General features: G+C 37.1%; 18 protein-coding genes. 5 read left to right on the top strand and 13 right to left on the bottom strand.

All coding sequences use genetic code 11. The features are described from left to right. Window positions 1–35: 35 nt before the first annotated feature. From MHB42_RS03890 to MHB42_RS03870, 5 genes are all read right to left on the bottom strand, one after another. Window positions 36–1,121 (bottom strand): SDR family oxidoreductase, encoded by a 1,086-nt coding sequence (locus MHB42_RS03890; RefSeq protein WP_340804492.1) that lies wholly within the window; start codon window positions 1,119–1,121, stop codon window positions 36–38. A 22-nt stretch (window positions 1,122–1,143) separates the two neighbouring features. Continuing rightward, window positions 1,144–4,194: an efflux RND transporter permease subunit gene (locus MHB42_RS03885; protein WP_340804490.1), complete on the bottom strand. Its 3,051-nt coding sequence runs from the start codon at window positions 4,192–4,194 to the stop codon at window positions 1,144–1,146. Window positions 4,195–4,419: 225 nt separating this feature from the next. Then, a complete protein-coding gene (locus MHB42_RS03880) occupies window positions 4,420–5,997 on the bottom strand; it encodes a peptide chain release factor 3 (RefSeq protein ID WP_340804489.1) in 1,578 nt (525 codons plus the stop codon). A 135-nt stretch (window positions 5,998–6,132) separates the two neighbouring features. After that, window positions 6,133–7,599 carry a UDP-N-acetylmuramoyl-L-alanyl-D-glutamate--2,6-diaminopimelate ligase gene (locus MHB42_RS03875; protein WP_340804488.1) on the bottom strand — a complete coding sequence of 489 codons (1,467 nt, stop codon included), beginning with the start codon at window positions 7,597–7,599 and terminating at the stop codon, window positions 6,133–6,135. A 274-nt stretch (window positions 7,600–7,873) separates the two neighbouring features. Continuing rightward, a complete protein-coding gene (locus MHB42_RS03870; RefSeq protein ID WP_340804487.1) occupies window positions 7,874–9,262 on the bottom strand; it encodes an aldehyde dehydrogenase in 1,389 nt (462 codons plus the stop codon). 160 nt (window positions 9,263–9,422) lie between these two features. Between MHB42_RS03870 and MHB42_RS03865 the strand changes: the two genes are divergently transcribed. Then, window positions 9,423–9,578, top strand: coding sequence for a hypothetical protein (locus MHB42_RS03865; RefSeq protein WP_340804486.1), 156 nt, complete (start codon window positions 9,423–9,425; stop codon window positions 9,576–9,578). Window positions 9,579–9,705: 127 nt separating this feature from the next. Here MHB42_RS03865 and MHB42_RS03860 read toward each other — a convergent pair whose 3' ends face one another. Next, window positions 9,706–11,787 (bottom strand): catalase, encoded by a 2,082-nt coding sequence (locus MHB42_RS03860; RefSeq protein WP_340808525.1) that lies wholly within the window; start codon window positions 11,785–11,787, stop codon window positions 9,706–9,708. Between the two features lie 329 nt (window positions 11,788–12,116). Here MHB42_RS03860 and yhfH point away from each other — a divergent pair, with 329 nt between their 5' ends. Beyond that, window positions 12,117–12,242 (top strand): protein YhfH, encoded by a 126-nt coding sequence (gene yhfH / locus MHB42_RS03855; RefSeq protein ID WP_340804485.1) that lies wholly within the window; start codon window positions 12,117–12,119, stop codon window positions 12,240–12,242. Between the two features lie 281 nt (window positions 12,243–12,523). Here yhfH and MHB42_RS03850 read toward each other — a convergent pair whose 3' ends face one another. From MHB42_RS03850 to MHB42_RS03830, 5 genes are all read right to left on the bottom strand, one after another. Then, complete coding sequence (locus tag MHB42_RS03850) at window positions 12,524–13,099, bottom strand: RloB family protein (protein ID WP_340804484.1); 576 nt, start codon at window positions 13,097–13,099, stop codon at window positions 12,524–12,526. Beyond that, the gene (locus MHB42_RS03845; protein ID WP_340804483.1) at window positions 13,096–14,373 is read right to left on the bottom strand and encodes an AAA family ATPase; all 1,278 of its coding nucleotides are present in this window, start codon (window positions 14,371–14,373) and stop codon (window positions 13,096–13,098) included. Before MHB42_RS03845 ends, MHB42_RS03850 begins: the two co-directional genes overlap by 4 nt. Window positions 14,374–14,473: 100 nt before the next feature. Next, window positions 14,474–15,415, bottom strand: coding sequence for an NAD-dependent epimerase/dehydratase family protein (locus tag MHB42_RS03840; RefSeq protein WP_340804481.1), 942 nt, complete (start codon window positions 15,413–15,415; stop codon window positions 14,474–14,476). Window positions 15,416–15,753: 338 nt separating this feature from the next. Continuing rightward, window positions 15,754–16,281: a YceI family protein gene (locus MHB42_RS03835; RefSeq protein WP_340804480.1), complete on the bottom strand. Its 528-nt coding sequence runs from the start codon at window positions 16,279–16,281 to the stop codon at window positions 15,754–15,756. 256 nt (window positions 16,282–16,537) lie between these two features. Next, window positions 16,538–17,110, bottom strand: coding sequence for a manganese efflux pump (locus tag MHB42_RS03830; RefSeq protein ID WP_340804479.1), 573 nt, complete (start codon window positions 17,108–17,110; stop codon window positions 16,538–16,540). A 164-nt stretch (window positions 17,111–17,274) separates the two neighbouring features. Here MHB42_RS03830 and MHB42_RS03825 point away from each other — a divergent pair, with 164 nt between their 5' ends. Further along, window positions 17,275–18,150 (top strand): glycine betaine ABC transporter substrate-binding protein, encoded by an 876-nt coding sequence (locus MHB42_RS03825; RefSeq protein WP_340804478.1) that lies wholly within the window; start codon window positions 17,275–17,277, stop codon window positions 18,148–18,150. 46 nt (window positions 18,151–18,196) lie between these two features. Here MHB42_RS03825 and MHB42_RS03820 read toward each other — a convergent pair whose 3' ends face one another. Continuing rightward, entirely contained in the window at window positions 18,197–18,814 is a 618-nt protein-coding gene (locus tag MHB42_RS03820; protein WP_340804477.1) for a thermonuclease family protein, read from the bottom strand. 258 nt (window positions 18,815–19,072) lie between these two features. After that, window positions 19,073–19,654, bottom strand: a complete 582-nt coding sequence (locus MHB42_RS03815; RefSeq protein ID WP_340804475.1) for a phosphatidylglycerophosphatase A family protein — start codon at window positions 19,652–19,654, stop codon at window positions 19,073–19,075. Between the two features lie 111 nt (window positions 19,655–19,765). On the opposite strand from MHB42_RS03815, the gene MHB42_RS03810 reads away from it, so the two are divergent. Together MHB42_RS03810 and MHB42_RS03805 are read left to right on the top strand one after the other, a co-directional pair. After that, window positions 19,766–20,485 carry an alpha/beta hydrolase gene (locus MHB42_RS03810; protein WP_340804474.1) on the top strand — a complete coding sequence of 240 codons (720 nt, stop codon included), beginning with the start codon at window positions 19,766–19,768 and terminating at the stop codon, window positions 20,483–20,485. 83 nt (window positions 20,486–20,568) lie between these two features. Next, complete coding sequence (locus tag MHB42_RS03805) at window positions 20,569–21,084, top strand: YjcG family protein (RefSeq protein ID WP_340804472.1); 516 nt, start codon at window positions 20,569–20,571, stop codon at window positions 21,082–21,084. Window positions 21,085–21,087: the final 3 nt, after the last annotated feature.

Raw genomic sequence — 21,087 nt, 5'->3', positions numbered from 1 at the left:
ATAGCACTATCATTTATAACTGACAAAAATATCTATTATTTAATTTGAATTTGATACGTTTTATCTTCCTTATGTGCTAAATAAAATTCAATCATCCTTGGCATTGTCTGGATAAAATCAGGACATGTAATACCGCCTTTTTGTAAAATACGTTGTGCTTCTGAAGTATCAAATACCGCGTTCCATGTTAGATAATCTAATGTTTCTTGTTCAACCCCTAGTTTTTTCCGAATAAATGGCACTTGTAAGGATAGCCTTGCCAATGAAAATGGTAAGCGTCCCCTTGGATAATTGTTTGTTATTAATTTCACCATTGTACGGTACACTTCCTGTACAGGATGCGGATTAGGGTCTGTTAAATGAAATGTTTTTCCCTTTGCATCCTCTTCATTCATTAGAAATATAGAGGCATTTAAAATATAATCAACTGGCACTACATTGATGGTCACTGTTGATTGACCAATATACGGAATAAAAGGCAGCCCCTTTAAACGGTCCACTAAATTCAAAAAGAAATAAGGTCCATCAAATTTTGTCGTTTCCCCTGTTGCTGAATGCCCTCGCACAATACCAGGTCTAATAATGGTTAGTGGAACTTCTGATTTTAAATCTTCGACTCGAAGCTCAGCCTCATATTTGGTTTCCTCATAGTAATTTTTAAAGGCGAGCGGTCGAATCAGCTCATTTTCACGCAATATCCCTTCACGCATACCAGCTACATAGGCTGTGCTAAAATACATATAGCGTCTTAAGTTAGGAAGGCTACGTGCAAAATCATTAACCATTGTTGTTCCATGCACATTTACCTTCCAAGCAATATCGCGTGGCACAGCTAAATCGTAAATAGCAGCTAAATGCCATAGCACCTCAATTTTAGGGACAATTTCCTCGATCATCTGATCGTCTAGTCCAAGATTGGGTAATGTAATATCCCCTTCTACAATACGAATGGAGCAGTCAGGAAACTCCTCTAATAATTTTCTTTTTTCCTGATTTGCCTTCAAGGTTTCTCCTGCTAATACAATGGCAATCACTGCTTGTGCCTGTTTTTCTCGAAATAATGCTCGAATTAATTGCTTAGCTATAAATCCCGGAAAGCCTGTAAAAAAGTGAAGCTTCATCTCCCATCCTCCCTTAAATCCATCACATCTTCCTTGTTTCTTTATCCACTAAACTATAGACAACTGGTACAATATACAGCGTTAATAATGTTGAGGTCACAAGCCCTCCAATTACTGCAATGCCCATTGGCTGATTCATCTCTGTTCCTTCACCAAGACCAAATGCTAGTGGCAATAACCCTAAAATAGTTGTTAATGCAGTCATTAAAATTGGACGCATTCGATCCTGTGTTGCAAGTAAAATAGCGTCATAAGCTGTCATTCCCCTTGCCTTTTGCTGATTAATATAATCAACAAGCACAATGCCATTATTCACAACAATTCCCACAAGCACTAATATACCGATAACAGAGGTTACACCGATTAATGTATGTGTTGTAAACAGCGCTACTGCTACACCAATAGTCATTAATGGTACTGTAAACATAATAACGAATGGATACTTGAACGACTCAAATTGAGCAGCCATGACAATATAAACAAGGATAATTGCTAAAGCAACTGCCAGCAGCATATCATCTATTGCACTATCATAAAGCTCACGATCTCCGCTAAAAACAATTTGCGTAGTTGGTGATAAATCAGCTTGTGCTAATGCCTTATCTACCTTTGCAGAAATACCACCCAATGATTCCTTTGTTTCATAATCCACAAAAAACGCTACCGCTGCTGCCTGATCTGAACGACGAATAGAAACAGGACCCTCCTCGATAGAAATGGTTGCAATATCTGCTAATTTTACAAATAATCCTGCTGGTGATCGTAGCTGCATCGCCTTTAATGCATCAACACTATGATTAAATGCTTGTCCAAAGCCCGTATAGACAGGTAATACAGCACCATCTTCCGCAATAAGCTGGGATGTTAATTGCCCCTTTGTCATTTGATTAACAGCTTGAGCAATTTGTGCTGGTACAAATCCATAATCTTTTGCCTTTTCTCGATTCACCTCAATTTGAATTTCTTGTACAGTGTTATCTAAATCCGTAGAGATATTTGTTATTTCAGGAATATTCTGTAGCTCCTGCTGTACTTCATGAACGGCAAGCTGTAGCCTTTGCTCATCAGAGTCTGTTAAGCGGAATGTTAATGTATTTGGTGATGAGCCAGTAGCCGTTGATACACTAAATGTAATATCAGCTTGCTGCCCTAACTCTTCTTGTAAATCTTGCTCCACTTCCTCTACAAACTCAAAAATTGAACGCTCTCGTTGTGCTAATGGAATAAGCTTGACATATAATTCTGCTTGATTAGCACTTGTTTGATTGCGTGCCTGTGATTGCTGTGTACCACCAATTAAGCTAACATAGACATCCACATCCTTTTCCTGCTTTAAACGCTTCTCTATTTTCTCAACAACCTTCTCTGTTTCTGAAACAGCAACACCCTTTTCAAGATTAACGTTGATCGATGTAAAGCCCTCATCTGTTGGCGGCAAAAACTCTGTACCGATTCTTGTTAGTCCAAATAATGCGCCACCAAAGCAAATGATGGTCACAAAAATAACAAGCAGACGATGCTGTAGCACCCATATAACCGAGGCTTTATAGCGTTGATAAAAGCGTGAATCACTACGTTTTTGATAAATATTCGTAGTTGTTGCTTTTAGTAGACGACCTGCTAGCATCGGCACTACCGTTAGCGCCACTACTAATGATGCGAAAAGACTAAAGGAAATCGTTAATGCAAATTCCGTAAAAATTTGCCCAATCAAGCCTTCAATAAACATCACAGGAATAAATACTACTATTGTTGTGAATGTTGACGCTGTTATGGCAAGAGCTACTTCCCTTGTTCCTTCCTTTGCAGCAGTAATAGGGTCTTTCCCCTGTCCTAAATGTCGTTCAATATTTTCAATAACAACAATGGCATTATCCACAAGCATCCCAATGCCTAATGCTAAAGCGCCTAATGTCATAATATTTAAGGTGAAATCAGCAAAAAACATTAACACAAATGTGACAATAACTGAGTAGGGAATAGCAATCCCTATAATAATTGGACTTTTTATATTTCGTAAAAAAACAAATAAAATAAGCATTGCAAATAATCCACCTAGCAATAAGGAGGAGCCAATATTTTGAATAGCTACATCTACATAGCTACCTTGGTCAACTAATATATCCGCTGTAATGCCCTTGTACTGTTCTTTGGCTAATAGCTCATCTAATGCTTGCTGGAATTCCTTTGAAACCTCTGCTGTATTTGCACCTGATTCCTGCAAAACAGACATTAATACGGCTGGATGGTCATTAGCTCGTGTTGTTGTTAGCGCTTGCTGCTCTGTTCTTTCTACTGTGGCAACATCACCAATCGTTAATGGTTCACCATTTAAAGGGTTCACAGACACAATAAGCTGTGCAATACTTTCAGGTGATGATAATGTACTAACAATACGCGTTGTTAGCATTTTCTCGTCATCCGTTAAAACAGGCTCGCCAGGAAGCGAAACATTATTTGATTGGACGATTTGAATAATATCTGTCTGTGTTAAGCCCTTTTCAACAAGCTTTGCTTCATCTAATGTAATTTGTACTTCCTCTATTAGCTTGCCAGAAACATTAACACTAGCAACACCCTCTGTTCGTTGCAGCTCCTTCTCTAATTCCTCTACTAATAGGCGCACATCAACCTCATTATTCTCTGCACGAAGTGATAGCTGAATAATCGGGAATTGAGATGGGTCAAATTTTAAAAAGCTTGGTTTGCCTGCATCAGTTGGGAGCGGTGTCATATCAATGCGCTGTAAAATATCAAGTTGGACATCTTCCATATTAGTAGACCAATTAAACTCAAGGACAATTAAATTGGTTCCTTCTTGTGAGGTTGATTGTAGCTTTTTAATACCGGGTAAGGTGGCAAGTGTTGCCTCTAAGGGCTTGGTAATCTTCTCATTAACTTCAGCTGGACTTGCTCCTGGATAGGAGGTGACAACCACTCCTATTGGAGGATTTAGCTCTGGAATAAGTGTTATAGGGATTTTTAATAATGATACACCGCCTAATAAAATAACAAAAAGCATTGTCACTATTGTAAAGACGGGTCTTTTAATGGAAAAATTACTAATGTTCATAGCAAACAGGCTCCTTTTCTATCTCTTCCTTTCTATGATAGCCGAAAAGGAGATTATTTTATCAACAGGTTATCTAATAGCTCTCTGTTTAAATTCTACATACAACCTTAATTTTCCTTGTAAAAAAACACGAATCGCAAAATTGTCGATTCGTGTTTAAATATTTATATTTAGCTAGCTTCTTTACTATAGAAGGCGGAGCGCTCAATTAATTTCATCTTCATATTATAGAAGGCTATAAAGTTTGATATTTTCGTTTTTGTCAGCAAACCAGCGCATTGCAAATTCATTTTCAAATAGGAACACAAGGTTGTCAAAGCGGTCTTTCACTAGCATTGAACGGCTTGAAGACATCGATTCTTTAACATCCTCTTCATTTTCAATCCAACGTGCAATTTTTGAACCGATTGGCTCCATTTTTACTTCCACATTGTATTCATTTTTCATACGATGCTCAAATACTTCAAATTGTAATTGCCCCACTGCACCAAGCATAACTTCCTCTGTATGCAATGTTTTATAATATTGGATAGCACCCTCTTGCACTAATTGCAAAATCCCTTTATGGAATTGCTTTGACTTCATCACATTTTTCGCTGTTACACGCACAAATAGCTCTGGTGTAAACTGTGGTAACTTTTCAAACTGGAATGTTTTCTTACCGCCTACAACTGTGTCACCAATTTGATATGTCCCTGTATCATATAAGCCAATAATATCGCCAGCAACCGCTTCATCCACTGTTTCACGGTCATCTGCAAGAAACTGTGTAGACTGTGTTACTTTAAAGGATTTGCCTGTGCGAGAAAGTGTCATATTCATACCACGCTCAAATTTACCAGAAACAATACGCACAAAGGCAATACGATCACGATGGGCAGGGTTCATATTCGCTTGAATTTTGAAAATAAAGCCTGAAAACTCCTCATGTTCCACAGGGTCAATAAACTGCTCATCCTCTGTAATTCGTGGCTGTGGTGTTGGTGCAAACTGTAAATATGTTTCAAGGAATGTTTGCACACCAAAGTTTGTTAATGCTGAGCCAAAGAATACAGGTGTTAACTCTCCTCGACGAATTTTTTCCTCTGAGTATTCATTACCAGCTTCATCTAATAATAGAATATCATCCATTGCCTGTGAGTAATAAGAAGTCACCTTCATTGGATGCTCTACAGCAAGCTCTCCATTGTCATCAATTGGTAAAAATCGTTCCCCTTCATCTGTTCGGAATTGCTCAATACGTTTATTATAACGATCATAAATACCAAGAAACTCTTTCCCCATCCCAATTGGCCAGTTCATTGGGTATGCTTGGATACCAAGTACCTCTTCAAGCTCTTCAATCAGCTCAAGCGGCTCTTTTCCTTGACGATCTAATTTATTAATAAATGTAAAAATCGGAATACCACGCATTTTACAAACTTTAAATAGCTTTAATGTTTGTGCCTCAATCCCTTTTGCAGCATCCACTACCATCACAGCACTATCAACAGCCATTAACGTACGATATGTGTCCTCTGAGAAATCTTGGTGACCAGGTGTATCTAAAATATTAACGCGTGACCCATTATAATCAAATTGCATAACGGATGACGTAACAGAAATCCCACGTTGCTTTTCGATTTCCATCCAGTCTGATGTTGCAAACTTGCCTGTTTTTTTCCCTTTTACCGTCCCTGCATCACGAATTGCGCCACCGAACAATAGTAATTTTTCTGTAATCGTCGTTTTCCCAGCATCAGGGTGACTGATAATGGCAAATGTACGACGTGATAATATCTCTTTTTCTAAATTAGCATTCATCTCGTCATTCTCCTTTTTTCATACTTCCTAATAATAAAAGAAGTCCTGCCTTTCGTACAACCTTTTTACATAAAATCTCCAAAAAGAAAGCCTTTTAGTGGCGACTAAAAGGCTTTCCTAAAATCTTCTCTTCCATCAAACAAATTTTAAACGACCTGCTTCTAGTGCAATTTCTGCATCACTATGCGGATATTTTGTGTTTTCGATAATTTGATAATCCTCATGCCCTTTACCCGCAAAAATAATAATATCATCTGGCTCTGCAATTTCAATTGCATGACGTACTGCCTCTGCACGATCTCCAATGCAGGCATAATTGCTATGCTGCATGCCTTTCGCAAGGTCACTTGTAATGCTGTCATAGTCCTCATAGCGAGGGTCGTCTGTTGTTAAAATAACATAGTCTGCTGCGGACGCTTTTTCAGCCATAGCAGGTCGTTTCGATTTATCACGATTGCCACCCGTTCCAACTAAGAAAATCAGCTTGCCCTTTTTATAAGGTTGTGCTGCTTCGATGGCTTTTTCAATAGCATCTGGTGTATGTGCATAATCAATAAAAATTTGCACAGGCAAATCAGAGCATACTTTTTCCATACGCCCTTTAACAGGCGGTAATTGCTCAATTTGTTCAATAATGGTTTCCATGGAATAACCGCGACCATAGAATGCCACCATTGCTGCTAATACATTATAAATATTAAATTCACCAAGTAAATGCATTTTTACACGATAAATTCCCTCTGGCATCTCGACATCAAAGATTGTCATATAATCATGATATTCACAGTTAATAGCTCGGAAATCCGCTGTTTCATTTTTTAAGCCATATGTCCAAACTGGAAATGGTGTCATTGCAGCATAGCGCTCTGACCAAGGATCATCCGCATTTAGTACAACAAATTTATTTTTTTCTAAATCTTGCCCAAGCTGGGAGAATAATAAACCTTTTGCATGCCCATATTCCTCCATCGTGCCATGGAAATCAAGATGGTCGTGCGTGAGATTTGTAAAAATAGCAATATCATAATCCACCCCTGCTAAGCGTCCAAGCGCTAGTCCATGTGAGGAAACTTCCATCGTCATTAAACGACAGCCTTCCATTTTTGCACGAAAAATCATTTGCTGTGTTGATAGCGCATCGCTCGTTGTATTGGCAGATTCATATAAAATTCCATTTAAGTTAAAGCCAATTGTACCCGTTAATGCAGATTTTTCACCCATGCCTTGCATAATGTTTTGAATAATGCCTGTGACAGATGTTTTACCATTTGTGCCTGTAACTCCAATCATTGTTATATCCTTTGAAGGATAATCAAAGAACTTGGCAGCTAATAAACCTACCGCACGATCCGTATCTTTCACAATAACCTGTGCAATATTTTCACTTAAGGGTAATTTACGTTCTGTTACAACAATTGTTGCACCGCTATCTATAGCCTTTTGTGCATAATCATGCCCATCAACCGTATAGCCTTTAATACAAACAAACATACTATTTGGCTGTACACTTCTTGAATCTATTACAATATCACTAACTTGACTTGGCAGCTCGCCAATTATTTTTTTCAAAGGTAATGCACTTAACAATTCCTCTGCATACATTTTCATAGTCCTCCAATCAATCTCTACACTCATATCATTATTTTTGCCTATTCGACAAAATATGACAATAAAAAACCCCCACGTTCTATTGAACTTATTTTACTACTTATTTCTTGATAAATAAAATGTCTCTCATGCATTTTTTCAACAAAAACGCTTTCATTGTCATAAAAAAATACGTTTTTCTTAAAATTTTTACTAATAATGAATAATCGTCATTTTTCGACATGTTTGTATAGAGCTCTGAAAGAGGAACATCATATAGCCTCATTTGTTATTTCATAATTGAACGTATAATCTTCACCTTTTGTTTATATGGAGGGAAAAGAACATTCGTTTCTAGCTTAGAGGATTTCTTTAAAATAGATTTAGGGTGCGTAAAGTTTTCAAAGCTGGCTTTACCATGGTATGCTTTCACGCCTGAAGGACCAACACCGCCAAATGGTAAATGTAAGTTTCCGACATGTGTCACTGTATCATTAATACACCCACCGCCAAATGGAAGTTCCTCTAGGAAATATTGAATGGCCTTTTCATGCTCTGAGAAGAAATACGCTGCTAATGGCTTTGGCAATTGTCGAATTTGATGAATAACAAGCGGTAAATCCTGATAAATCATCACAGGCAAAATAGGTCCAAAAAGTTCCTCCTGCATAGATGGACTTGACCATTTCACATATTCAATAATTGTTGGCTCAATATATAAATCATCGCGATCTACTCGTCCACCAAATGTAATCGCATCGCGTTCCTCCATAATAATCTGCTGTAAGCGATCAAATTGTTTAAGGTTGACAATACGACCATAGTCAGAGCTTTTCAATGGATTTTTCCCATAAAATGAACGTATCGTTTCTTTTACAAGTTTCATAAAAGGCTCATAAACATCCTTATGCACCAATACATAATCTGGTGCTACGCAAGTTTGACCTGTGTTGGTAAATTTCCCCCATACAATACGCTTTGCCGCTACTTCTAGATTAGCTGTTTGATCGACAATAGCTGGGCTTTTTCCACCTAGCTCTAGCGCAATTGGTGTTAAGCGCTCTGCAGCTGCCTTTGCAACCACTTTTCCAACCGCTACACTGCCCGTAAAAAAGATATAGTCGAAGGGCGCATGAATAAGAGCTGTTACCTCTTCTTTTTCTCCCTCCACAACACGTACATAGGAAGGATGGAAGGTTTCTTCAATTATTTTTTTTACAATCGCAGCTGTATGTACAGATGCCTCTGATGGTTTGACAATCGCTGTATTACCTCCCACAATAGCCCCTACTAGCGGCTCCATAACAAGCTGAAATGGATAATTAAATGGTCCAATAATTAATGTTACACCGTATGGCTCACGCACAATAAAGCTTTTTCCCATTTGATATTGAATCGGTGTTTTAACAGCTTCTGGTTCCATCCATTCCTCTACATGCTTAACCATATATGAAATACTGTCTAAAACGATTCCAATTTCTGTAGCATAAGCCTCAAATTCACTTTTACGAAGGTCTAAATATAATGCATTGACAATATCCTGTTCATATTTTAGGATGGCTTTTTTTAATTTTATTAGTTGCTCTTTGCGGAATTTTGCACTTTTTGTTGCACGAGAAAAATAAAATTGACGCTGTTCCATAATCATATTTTCTACATCTTGTGACGTAAAATTCATTCATCAAGCACCCCTTTTTTGAAATTGGCATACATAGTTTTGTCATTTTGAAACAAACTATCATTGTCTATACGATACAACATTGATAGGCAAAAATCCTCTTTCTTTATGTTGAGGGTCTACAACTACATATTTAAAATCGAAACGGGGGCGTAGATGAATGACAACAACAACTGGAACTTGGTGGGAGTCTATTTTTTCTGGACCATTGGCACACGGGATTTGTGAAGAAAAATTATTGCTTTTGCAAGACGAGGCTTTCTTATATCTCTCTACAACGCCTGTGGAGCAGAACGAAGAACCTGAAGCCAACTAATAAAAAGGCACATTATAGGATGCAGTTCATGCCCCTATAATGTGCCTTTTATTAATGATTTATAGGTGCTTTTCTAGCTCCGCGGGTGTTCACTCTACTCGCAAGTATTCTGCTTTCATCAAACTATTTAATAAATATTTCGTTGCCAAAATCGTTGTTGAGCAATGGCAGCTACAAATTTTTTGGCAAAGTCTTTGTTGCCTGTTGCTAAAATAATACCGGGACCAATATTTGCATTCGACATATTAAAAAAGGCTGTGCCTGTTGTAGCGAATCCAAGCGGCTTATAGTGTCGATATGCTTCATTAATATAATTGACAATATGTGTATTAAATTTAGCTTGATTATTTGCTCTTACACCAACAATATAGAGTGCATCAAATAATACTGCATCTGTCGTGATAAATGTTTCGTTTGCTGTTAATTGAACACCGCTATTGCTTGTGATTACGCCTAGTCGATCAGCAACAATGCTGTAGCGCACGCCCTGCCTTGTTAAATGTTTTAATACCTCTCCAACCTCGTTTGCATCAAAGCCATCCCCAATTAAAACACCTACTTTCAGCGTATAAGGTAATTTTACTGTATTGGCTTGACTCAGTGCAGGCGATGAGGCTGTTACCTTGGACTGCTCTCCACTAGGACGATTCACACCAACATTGTCTGCTACCGTTGTAGCTAGTGCTTTATCGACATGAGCAAACATATCCACTACTTGCTGACGAACGGATTTACTTTTCACTTTTCCGACCTCAAAGCTAAAGGCATCAATAATATGCTGCTTTTCAGGCTGGGACATACTATTCCAAAATAACCGCGCCTGTGAGAAATGATCATCAAAGGATTTACTGCGCGCTCTAGTAATGCGACCTTCAACCTTTTCCTCGTAATGAACATAGCCTCCCTCTTTTGCCGTTGAAGTGGCAGGCGTATTATTGGCTAGTGAATTTTTATGATAGCTGACCTTCCCTACATTAATTGCCTGTCGATTAAAGCCATTACGTTGATTATTATGGACAGGGCAGATAGGGCGATTAATCGGAATTTCTGTAAAATTCGGTCCTCCTAAACGAATTAACTGTGTATCTAAATAGGAGAAAAGGCGACCCTGTAATAGTGGATCATTAGTAAAATCAATACCCGGGACAACATTTCCCGGATGAAAAGCAACTTGCTCTGTTTCAGCAAAAACATTATCGACATTGCGGTTTAAAGTCATTTTACCAATTATCTTTACGGGTATTAGCTCCTCTGGCCAAAGCTTTGTAGCATCTAAAATGTCAAAATCAAACTTAAATTCATCCTCTGGTTCCAGTATTTGAATACCAAGCTCGTATTCTGGATAATCACCGATTTCAATGGATTCCCATAAATCTCGACGTTGAAAATCAGGATCTTTTCCTGCAATGATTTGTGCCTCATCCCAAACAAGTGAATGCACACCAAGTACGGGCTTCCAATGAAATTTCACAAACCTTGATCTTCCTTTATCATTAACAAAACGGAATGTGTGTACACCAAAGCCTTCCATCATACGAAAGCTTCGTGGAATAGCTCGGTCAGACATTACCCACATCACCATATGGGCAATTTCCTGATTATTCGCTACAAAATCCCAAAATGTATCATGGGCAGAAGCTGCTTGTGGCATTTCATTATGTGGTTCAGGCTTTACTGCATGAATTAAATCTGGAAACTTCATCGCATCCTGAATAAAAAAGACAGGAATATTATTTCCCACTAAATCATAATTTCCTTCATCTGTATAAAATTTTGTCGCAAATCCACGGACATCTCTCGCTGTATCCATTGAGCCTAAGCTACCAACAACTGTCGAAAATCTTACAAATACAGGGGTTTTCTTTTTCGGGTCCTGCAAAAAGCCTGCCTTTGTATACTCCTTCATTGATTCATATAATTCAAATTCCCCGTGCGCAGCAAAGCCTCTTGCATGTACAACTCGCTCTGGAATTCGTTCATGGTCAAAATGAGTCATTTTTTCCCTAAAATGAAAATCCTCCATAATGGTAGGACCCCGAACACCTGCCTTCAGTGAGTCCTCGTCATTGGACACTCTTAACCCTTGATTCGTTGTCATCCTTGTATCATCATTGTCAACACGAAATGCCTCTAATTGCTGATCCTTTGCATTATCCTTTACATGTTTGTGTTGATTTGACTTTGAGTTATCCACGCAATCCCCTTTCATCTTATACTCTATTGGCTCCATATACACTATATGTTTTTCAGCTATAAACATGCCTATATTTCGACATAAAATGGCTATATCTTGACAGCCCACCATATGTCGTGTCTATATTTGTGTCCTTTTTACCAACTGCCTCCGTCCCCTAAAAATAAACGCTTGTACCCTTTCATGGATAGGTTTGCTAAATATAGAATTATTCACTGTCATAAAATCGACAAAAATAATACGAAATTTTCTGATTATTCTATTGACGTTCACTAACTGTTATAATACAATACGATTATCAAATAAATTATATATAACAGTTACCTGTTGAGGAGGAAATAGATATGTTAGAAAACGTTATGGAATTTTTCAGAAATTTACCAGAGAAAACTTGTGTAGAGTGTGGAGAAAAAATGGAAGAGCAAAGTGAATGCTACAGCCATCACTGTGAAAACTGCAACACTTTATAATCAACAAAGCCATCAGCGAAACAATGCTGATGGCTTTTCTTGTACTATTCATATATGTATTAGATGATTAGCCACAAGACATAGCTAAATTTTTTATTTTTCAGCTCGAGTATGAGCAATATTACCATCAAAACAGTAATGGCATATGGTTTGCCCGTGTAAAGCAGAGATTGACCTCCACCACTAAATGCCTCGTACCAATTCCGCTGCAATATGACTCATCTGCAAATTTACTTTCAACGAATCCTCGATCATTTGACGATATGGTAAGTTATCATTCGTTAAAATATGTATTTTATCATTTCATGTACGTTACAGTACGGATTATCACGGCTCTCTGTTTGCCTTAGTGCCATCATATTAGCACAGTTTTTAATGGCTACCTCATGACGCAATGCGATAGGAGCAATAATGGATTCATCGGCTTTATGACGGAAATAACGCTTGACGCCAAGATGTTGCTCCATTTTATCGTTTAACACAGTTCTTGGGTATTTTTCTGTACTATCAACTTCCTCAAAATGTAGCAGCAGCCATAATTCAAATGCCTCATTTGTATAAGCAATATGGATATTTTTTTCTTCGCAAAAGGTATTCACTTCCTCCAACTGCTTTTCTGTTAAATCATCCTTATCAAAAACAATCCAAACCTCATCAAAATATTGATAGCTAGAATCTCGATATGCATGCTGAGCAAGCTTAATGGCAGAACGTTTCACATTTTTAATTTTGACGCTTACCATTTTTGATCGTTTCAAAATACGCATTTGCTCAAAATAAATGCGCTCCGTTTCACCCTCACAATAAATTAAAATCGTTTTACGCAGTGTTCGGTTCCCTTGTTGACGTACTCTCACTGCTTCGATACCTCCGCTTCCTTTAAATATTGTTCTGATAAATATTCATTAATCACAGGTGTTGCGCCAAATTCTCCTTTTAAATAACGCTTTGCATATGTCACATCTCCACGCTTCTTTTGCAAATCTGCAAAATCAAATAAAGAATATAATTCAGATTCATTTTTAAAGCTTTTATTGACAAACCAAATTTGGTCTGAGCGCAGTGGCTGATCTAGCAACTCGATTTCATGGCTTGTTACAACAAATTGATTGCTTAAATTGCGCTTACTATTCATAATCGTCATTAAAAACTCACAAATTGATACATGAAAAGCTGTATCAAATTCATCGATAAAAATGGTCTTTCCTTTATTATACGCATCTACCATGACACATGCTAAATGCAGCATGCGCACTGTGCCCTTTGAATCCATTGTCCAATTAATCGTATCCGTGCCTATCGGTGCACCCGCTTCATCAAATGCTAAATAATGCAGGTCGATATCTACTTCTTGAATCACCTCAGAAGTGTCAAATTCATAGCCAATGGTATTTTTTTCTCTGCGCTCCACACGTCTAGCTGTAACATCTTGAATTGAAAAATCTGCAATTTTAAGAAGCTTCATTACTTCCTTTTTAAAAGGCTCCTCTTCAAGTTTACGAATAAGAGGATGGCTTGATAACCGATTCGCTTCATCTAAGAACAAAATTTTATGTAAAAACCAGTCGAATATTTTGATTGCATCTGGATCATTGAAAACATGTAAAACAGATAAAAAGGCTGTATTATTACGTGTATATTTTGTTAATTCCTGTGCTGTCGCATGCAATGTTTCATATTTATATTCTATGCCATCCCATTGTCTAGCAAATAGTTCCTCTTTCATTGTGCCTGCTGTTTTAGTTAAACGCTCAAAAAGAACTTGAGTAGCATTATACTGTACTTCATAATCATATAATATTCCATCTAAAAAAATAGAAATCATAAACTCTGTTGGTTTGTCCTGCTGCTTTCCTAATTTAAATGGTTGATAAGGCAGACGTAATTGCTTGACATTATTTAAGCTTTCAAAGTTAAACAATAGGGAACGTAATACTTTAATGGCGGTAAAAAGATTGGATTTTCCACTGCCATTTGGTCCAAAAATAAAGGCGCTTTTCACAAGACGAAGTGAATCAAACTGCATGGTATGTGTATCTTTCCATTTACGAAGTCGACTTCCTGCCACCATCGAAAATAATGTTTCATCTTTATAACTTAAACAATTTTTCACGCTAAAATCTACAAGCATATAGAGCCCTCCGTTCAATTCTACAACCAATTCTTTAATGAATTATTATACTATAGACATAAAGAAGAGGGCATCTTAAAGTAGATAGCCCTCCAATCATTTAGCCGCTATTTTGTTGAATTTCTGTTAATTTTTCATGCTGTAGTGCCTGCAATGTCCGTTCAATTCCCTCAGCGAGTGAAACTTTAGGCTTCCAACCAATCGCTTTTGTCAGCTTATCATGATTTAAAAAAGAATGTTCAACATCACCTTGTCGTGCTGGCGCATATTGAATTTCAAGTGGGTGGTTGAGATGCTGCAATAATAAGATGACTTGATGAATCGACCATGCTTCATTTGTAGATACATTGTAAATCCCTTGCAAGCGTGCGCTGACACCAGCATAAATTGCGTCTGCAATATCATCTACATAAATAAAATCACGCGTTTGTTCACCAGTGCCAAAAATCGTAAATGGTTTTCCCTCCATACTACTTTTTAGCATGCTTGGAATTACTGCAGCTTCACCGTGCATTTTTTGTCTTGGCCCAAAAACATTTGCAAAGCGGTAAATTAAAATTGGTAGCTGATAATCCTTTTGCCATTTTTCACAATAGGTTTCGCCAATGCTTTTATTTAAGCCGTACATAGAAATCGGCTCGCAAACATCCGATTCCTCTAATGGCGGGTAATGGCTATCTCCATAGACTGCTGCTGAGGAGGCAAAAACAAAATGCTTTACCTTATATTTTGATGATAAAAAGAGCATTTGGCTAAGCCCCACGATATTTGTTAAAATATCCTTTACTGGCTCCTGTATGGATTGCTGAATACTTGTTTGTGCTGCACAATGGATAACAATATCGAAGCCTACCTCTTTAAAAAGATGCTCACAAACCTCATCCTCAATATTTAACAGGTATGATTTATGTTCAAAATCTACATTTCGTAAATGACCCGTACTTAAATTGTCGATAATATAAACGGTTGCACCTTCTTCAAAAAAACGTCTGCCTACCGCACTACCAATAAAACCATAACCACCTGTCACCAACACATTCATCCTATCGCCCCCAAAAACAATATGATGATTTATATGCAATTATCACAAAAAATATGCAAGAAACTTTGGCATATTATTACAAAATCGTTGATCATATAAAGAAATCTCTCCTCTTTCTGCTGACAATGAAAAAGTATGTTTCCTGTTGTTCAAACATAAGACTATTCATAAAATTTTTATACACAGCAGGGACTAGCTTTCCACTTTACATTTTGTATGTGGCATCGTAAAGCTCTTTTCTTAATCTTATTATGTAAAAAAGAAGCATGCTTGCATAGAACTGTAAGCATACTTCTGTTCATTTATATAAGCTATTCGTATGGAAGTTTTTATAATGATTAAGCTGGATTTACTTCTAGTTCAACAGAAATTTTAATGTCTTTGCCAACAAGAACGCCACCTGTTTCTAATGCTGCATTCCATGTTAAGCCGAAATCTTCACGATTAATTGTTGCTTCTGCTTCAAATCCATAAACTTCTTGCCCCCATGGATTTGTACCTTTGCCATTAAATTCTGTATCGAATGTTACAGATTTAGTAACACCTTTAATTGTTAAATCACCTGTTACTGCGTATGAATCGCCTGATTTTTTGGCAATATTTGTTGATTGGAATGTAATTGTTGGGTACTGCTCCGTATCAAAGAAATCAGCCGATTTTAAGTGATTATCACGATCTTCGCTGCGTGTATTAATGCTTGCTGGATCAATTGTAAAGCTAATGTTAGCTGTTGTTAAATCTGCAAGGTCTGCAGCTTCAATATTTGCTGAGTATGTGTCAAATACACCTTTTACTTTTGATACCATCATATGCTTTACCTGAAAGTTAATTGCTGAGTGTCCTAAATCGATGTTCCATTTTGCCATTATAAATTCCTCCAGTTAGGTTGATTTTATCTCGATTCCGAGATATATTTTAAAATATGAAGTAACTACATTACTTATGTTACCCCGATTTTTTTAAGGTAAACACTATAGTTACTTAATTTGCTTCCGTTTTTCAGTTATAAAAAGCAATCAATTACTTTATGTAACCTACTATATATTAATAATTTCATTACGTCAAGTAATTAAATATAAATTTTTTGTAAAGCAGATAGATAAAGTCATAGTCTATAATATGCTATTTAGCAAAAACCTCAAAAATACCAATAATAATTAGCAGCCATCCTGCAATCACGGTGGAATAGCTACCGATAAATGTTTTGGCTAGTAAGGAACCAAAACGACTGCCTACCCCAATAGTAATAAATGAAAAAACACCAATCGACATAACCATCCATAGGGCAGAAATGCCATTCGCACCAATCGCAATTCCCCCTGCTAAGCAATTCGCAGATAAAACAAAGCCAAGTGCCATTGCCTCTCGAATCGAAATCACTAAATTTTTATCCCCATCAAATAATTCAGGATTACCTGCTATTCGTTGGTTCGAAAAGCTATTCGATAGTAATGTCCACACACCGATCACACATAATAATAAACTCCCTAATAAATTGGCTATATACGGCGAAATATATAACACAACTGTGCTACCAGCTGTCACAGCAACATATGTAACAAGCATCGCTATCAGAGCAATGACCGCATTCGATAAAATAGGGATTTTTACTTGCTTTATTCCGTAGGCTAGGCTAATTCCTAAATTATCTAAATTTGCGGCAATGCCTATGAGAATAATCGTAATCCAATGCACACTAGATCCCCTCCCATTAAGTCCCTATTTTCACCTATCATATGTCATATCCATAAAATTTTATGGGCTTATTGACAAAAGTAACAACTTATTTATAAAATTAAGTTGTTACTTGTAATTTTCATACAGAAAAAATAATGTTATGGTTCTTAAGGGGGATTTTTATGAGATCTTGTCGATTATGGGGAATAGGGTTAGCTGTTTTTTGTTTGTTCGTTTTAGCTGCATGTGGTTCAACTAATACAGAAACTGAGAATAATGCTAACAAAGAAATTAATTTAGCATATGTAGAATGGGATACAGAGGTTGCCTCTACCCATGTAGTAGGGCAGGTTTTAGAGGATTTAGGCTATCGTGTTACACTTACACCATTAGATAATGGAATTATGTGGGAAGCACTCGCGAATGGAGAGGTCGATGGCATGGTATCTGCTTGGTTACCACAAACACATGCTCCACAGGTAGAGAAATATAACGATAAAATTGATAATCTAGGAGAAAATTTAACAGGTGCAAAAATTGGCTTAGTTGTGCCAAGCTATATGGATGTAGACTCTATCGAAGATTTAACAAATCAAGCCAATCAAACGATTACAGGCATTGAGCCAGGAGCTAATATGATGGCTACAACAGAAAATGCTTATCAAGAATATCCAAATCTAAAAGACTGGCATGTTTTAACGTCTTCTGCTGGTGCAATGACGGCTGCACTTAGCCAAGCCATCGCTAATAACGAAGAAATCGTTATTACAGGTTGGTCACCCCACTGGATTTTTAATGCCTATGATTTAAAATATTTAGATGATCCAAAGGGCTTATATGGTGTTGAGGAGTATATTGGTACATTTGCACGCAATGGCTTACAAGAGGATGATCCTGAAGCATACAGTGTCCTTCAAAATTTCCACTGGACTGCTGAAGATATAGAAAGTGTGATGTTTGATATTATGGAAGGAATGAGTGCCACAGATGCTGCGAAGAAATGGATTGACAACAATCCAGACAAGGTAGCCGACTGGACAAAAGATGCTCAAGCATAACATAGAAAAATCCATTTACTTTACGACGAGTAAATGGATTTTTTGTTTAGTTCATTACCTCTGGATGGAAGCCATCTTTTTGGAAGTAATTCTCATGTGACCAAATATTTAATTTTGCAGCCTGTGCTGCTTGCTGAATCTCTCGAAACTCTTCTTCAAATGTATTATTTGGCTTATGAATAAAGCGTACAGCAGCAAGCCCCTCCTGCAATAAGGCTTCCTGCAATAGGACATCATCTACAAAAACATAGGCAAGCAAACGATCATAATTATCTGCTTCTGGCCCAACATCATAGACTGCTTCAATCTTTTTAGCATTTTCCAATAAATCCATTGTATAGTTCTTCGCTTGTTCAGCATACGGCTGGGCTTCACCTTTGTTATAATTCATTTCTGGCGTATCCACCATTAACAGTCGAATCTTTTGCTTATTATCATCAACTGTCACCTGAAGGGTATCCCCATCATAAGCTTTTATATATGCTACATCAAAACGCTTATTCCCTGTTTTTTCCTCTACTTGTTCAATACTGATTATGCCTTGTTGTTCTGTAGCCGTTTTTGTATCTTCTTCAGCAGGAGATTTGCCAAATATCATATACAAAGCTACAGCAAGAATAATCGTACCGCTTGTTATTAATGTTTTTATATCTTGCATTTTCATATAGTAAGCCCCTTAACAACCTGTTATCTTTGTCCATTTATATAAGCTGCTCCACTCTTTATCCTAAAAGACAAAAAGTTTCACGCTGTTTCTATTGTAAAATATCAGGCTACTACATTCAAGCTATGTTGTTGAAACGGCTACCTAATGGTTCGTACAGATTGACCGTTGCCACACCATCTTGTCAGCTCTATTATCATAATTTTTGGTAACAGTATAAGAGCCTTCTCAAATTTTCCGAGAAGGCTCTGTTATTTATTAAATTTCATTATGTGATTTTGGCTTTGGACCAAGTTCCTCTGGTTCAATATCTGCAAATGTTCCGCCTTCTTCTTCTAGGTCACGCATGCGATGAGCGATACGGGAAGCTGCTGAAGCTGCAATACTAGCAACTAAATCATCTAAAAATGTATTTACATGATGTCCAGGCTCTGTATCAAGCTTTTTAATAATCCCTATTTTTTGCTTATCTAAATGACCAAAAGTTGTTACTGCAATGCTGCCATATGTAAAAACAGAACCTAGTGCAATTGTTTCATCTATACCGAATAAACCTTCATCGGATTCAACAATTTGCTGCAATGGTGAGGATAATAATTTTTTCTCCGCTAGTTCATCTAGCTCTATTCCTACTAATAAAGCATGTTGTACTTCTCGTTTACGTAATACACGTTCAACTGAATGAATACAATGCTCCAATGTTAGGCCCTCATTATAGGATTTTTGCATCTCATAAACAATTTTAGCGATATCCTCTATCGTTACACCTCTGCGATTTAACGCGGCCTGCGCTGCCTTTGCTACTTCATCAGAGTGTACACGTATACTTTTATTATGCATATCTAACCCTCATTTCTTTTTTATTGCTAGTTAGTGCTAGCCCAACCTATTATACCTTTACTTTCGTAATATGGTACAATTTTGTCACAAACATAAGAAGGAGTGTCATCATTGGATAAGGGAACAGTACAGGATTTAACATTTTATAGTGCAGCATTACAGGAAGAATTACAACTCTATATTTATGTTCCTGCAAATTATTCTCCATTATATAAATACAATATTTTAATTGCATCAGATGGAAAAGACTATTTTCAGCTTGGTGGCATTACAAAACTTGCTGATGAATTAATTGATGATTATGAAATTGAAAATTTAATTATCGCCTTTGTACCTTACAAAGATATTAAAGATCGACGTCATAAATATTTGCCAAGCGGTGAACAACATGAAGCCTATTTGCGCTTTTTAGCACATGAGCTTGTGCCCTATTTAGATAATGAGTTTGCCACGTATCAAATGGGAATGAGCCGTGGCGTTATCGGCGACTCAATGGCTGCCACTGCTTCCTTAATGGCTGCATTGAAATACCCAAGCATCTTTGGCAAGGTTATTTTACAATCACCATATGTGGATGAAGAGGTTTTACAAGCCGTTGAAAACTTTAAAGACCCAGGAGCTATTTCAATTTACCATATCGTAGGAAAAGAAGAAAATCAGGTTGTTACAATGGATAAAACGGTCAAAGACTTTTTAACACCAAATCGTCAGCTACATGACCTTATGATAAAGAAAGGGTTTTCTATATTTTATGATGAGTTTGATGGCAATCATACATGGAAATATTGGAAACCAGACCTTCGACGCGCATTAATTGAAAATTTCAATTAATATTAACGCATTCAAATTACGAAAGGCGAAATTTCTGTTATACTTAAATAGAAAAATTGTTTATTTTCGGGAGGTAATGGACTATGAAGTACGGTATTGTGGCATTTCCATCAAAAAAATTGCAAGATTTAGCGAACACGTATCGCAAACGATATGACCCTCATTATGCGAAAATTACTCCGCATATGACGTTAAAGGACAGCTTTGAGGCATCTGAAGAGGAAATTCAGACGATCGTCAAGCAATTGGATGAACTTGCTGCTAAGCATGCACCTTTAAATATTCATGCATCACGCATAAGTTCGTTTTTCCCTACAACAAATGCGATTTACTTCCGCATTGAGCCAACTGAACAATTAGCAGCATTCCAACGCGAACTTCAGAAAAAAATCCCATATGGGGAAATGAAGCATGTCTTTGTTCCACATATTACAATTGCTCAAAAAATGTCAGACTCTGAGCATGATGACATTTTCGGTCAATTACGTATGACAGGCGTTGATGAAAAAGATATTATTGACCGTATTCATCTTTTATATCAATTAGAAGATGGCTCATGGACAACATACGAAACATTCCGTTTATCTGGAGCTGAGTAATCT

This window comes from Lysinibacillus sp. FSL K6-0232 (assembly GCF_038008325.1).
Classification (GTDB): Bacteria; Bacillota; Bacilli; order Bacillales_A; family Planococcaceae; genus Lysinibacillus.
This window is presented reverse-complemented; position numbering and strand designations above follow the sequence as displayed.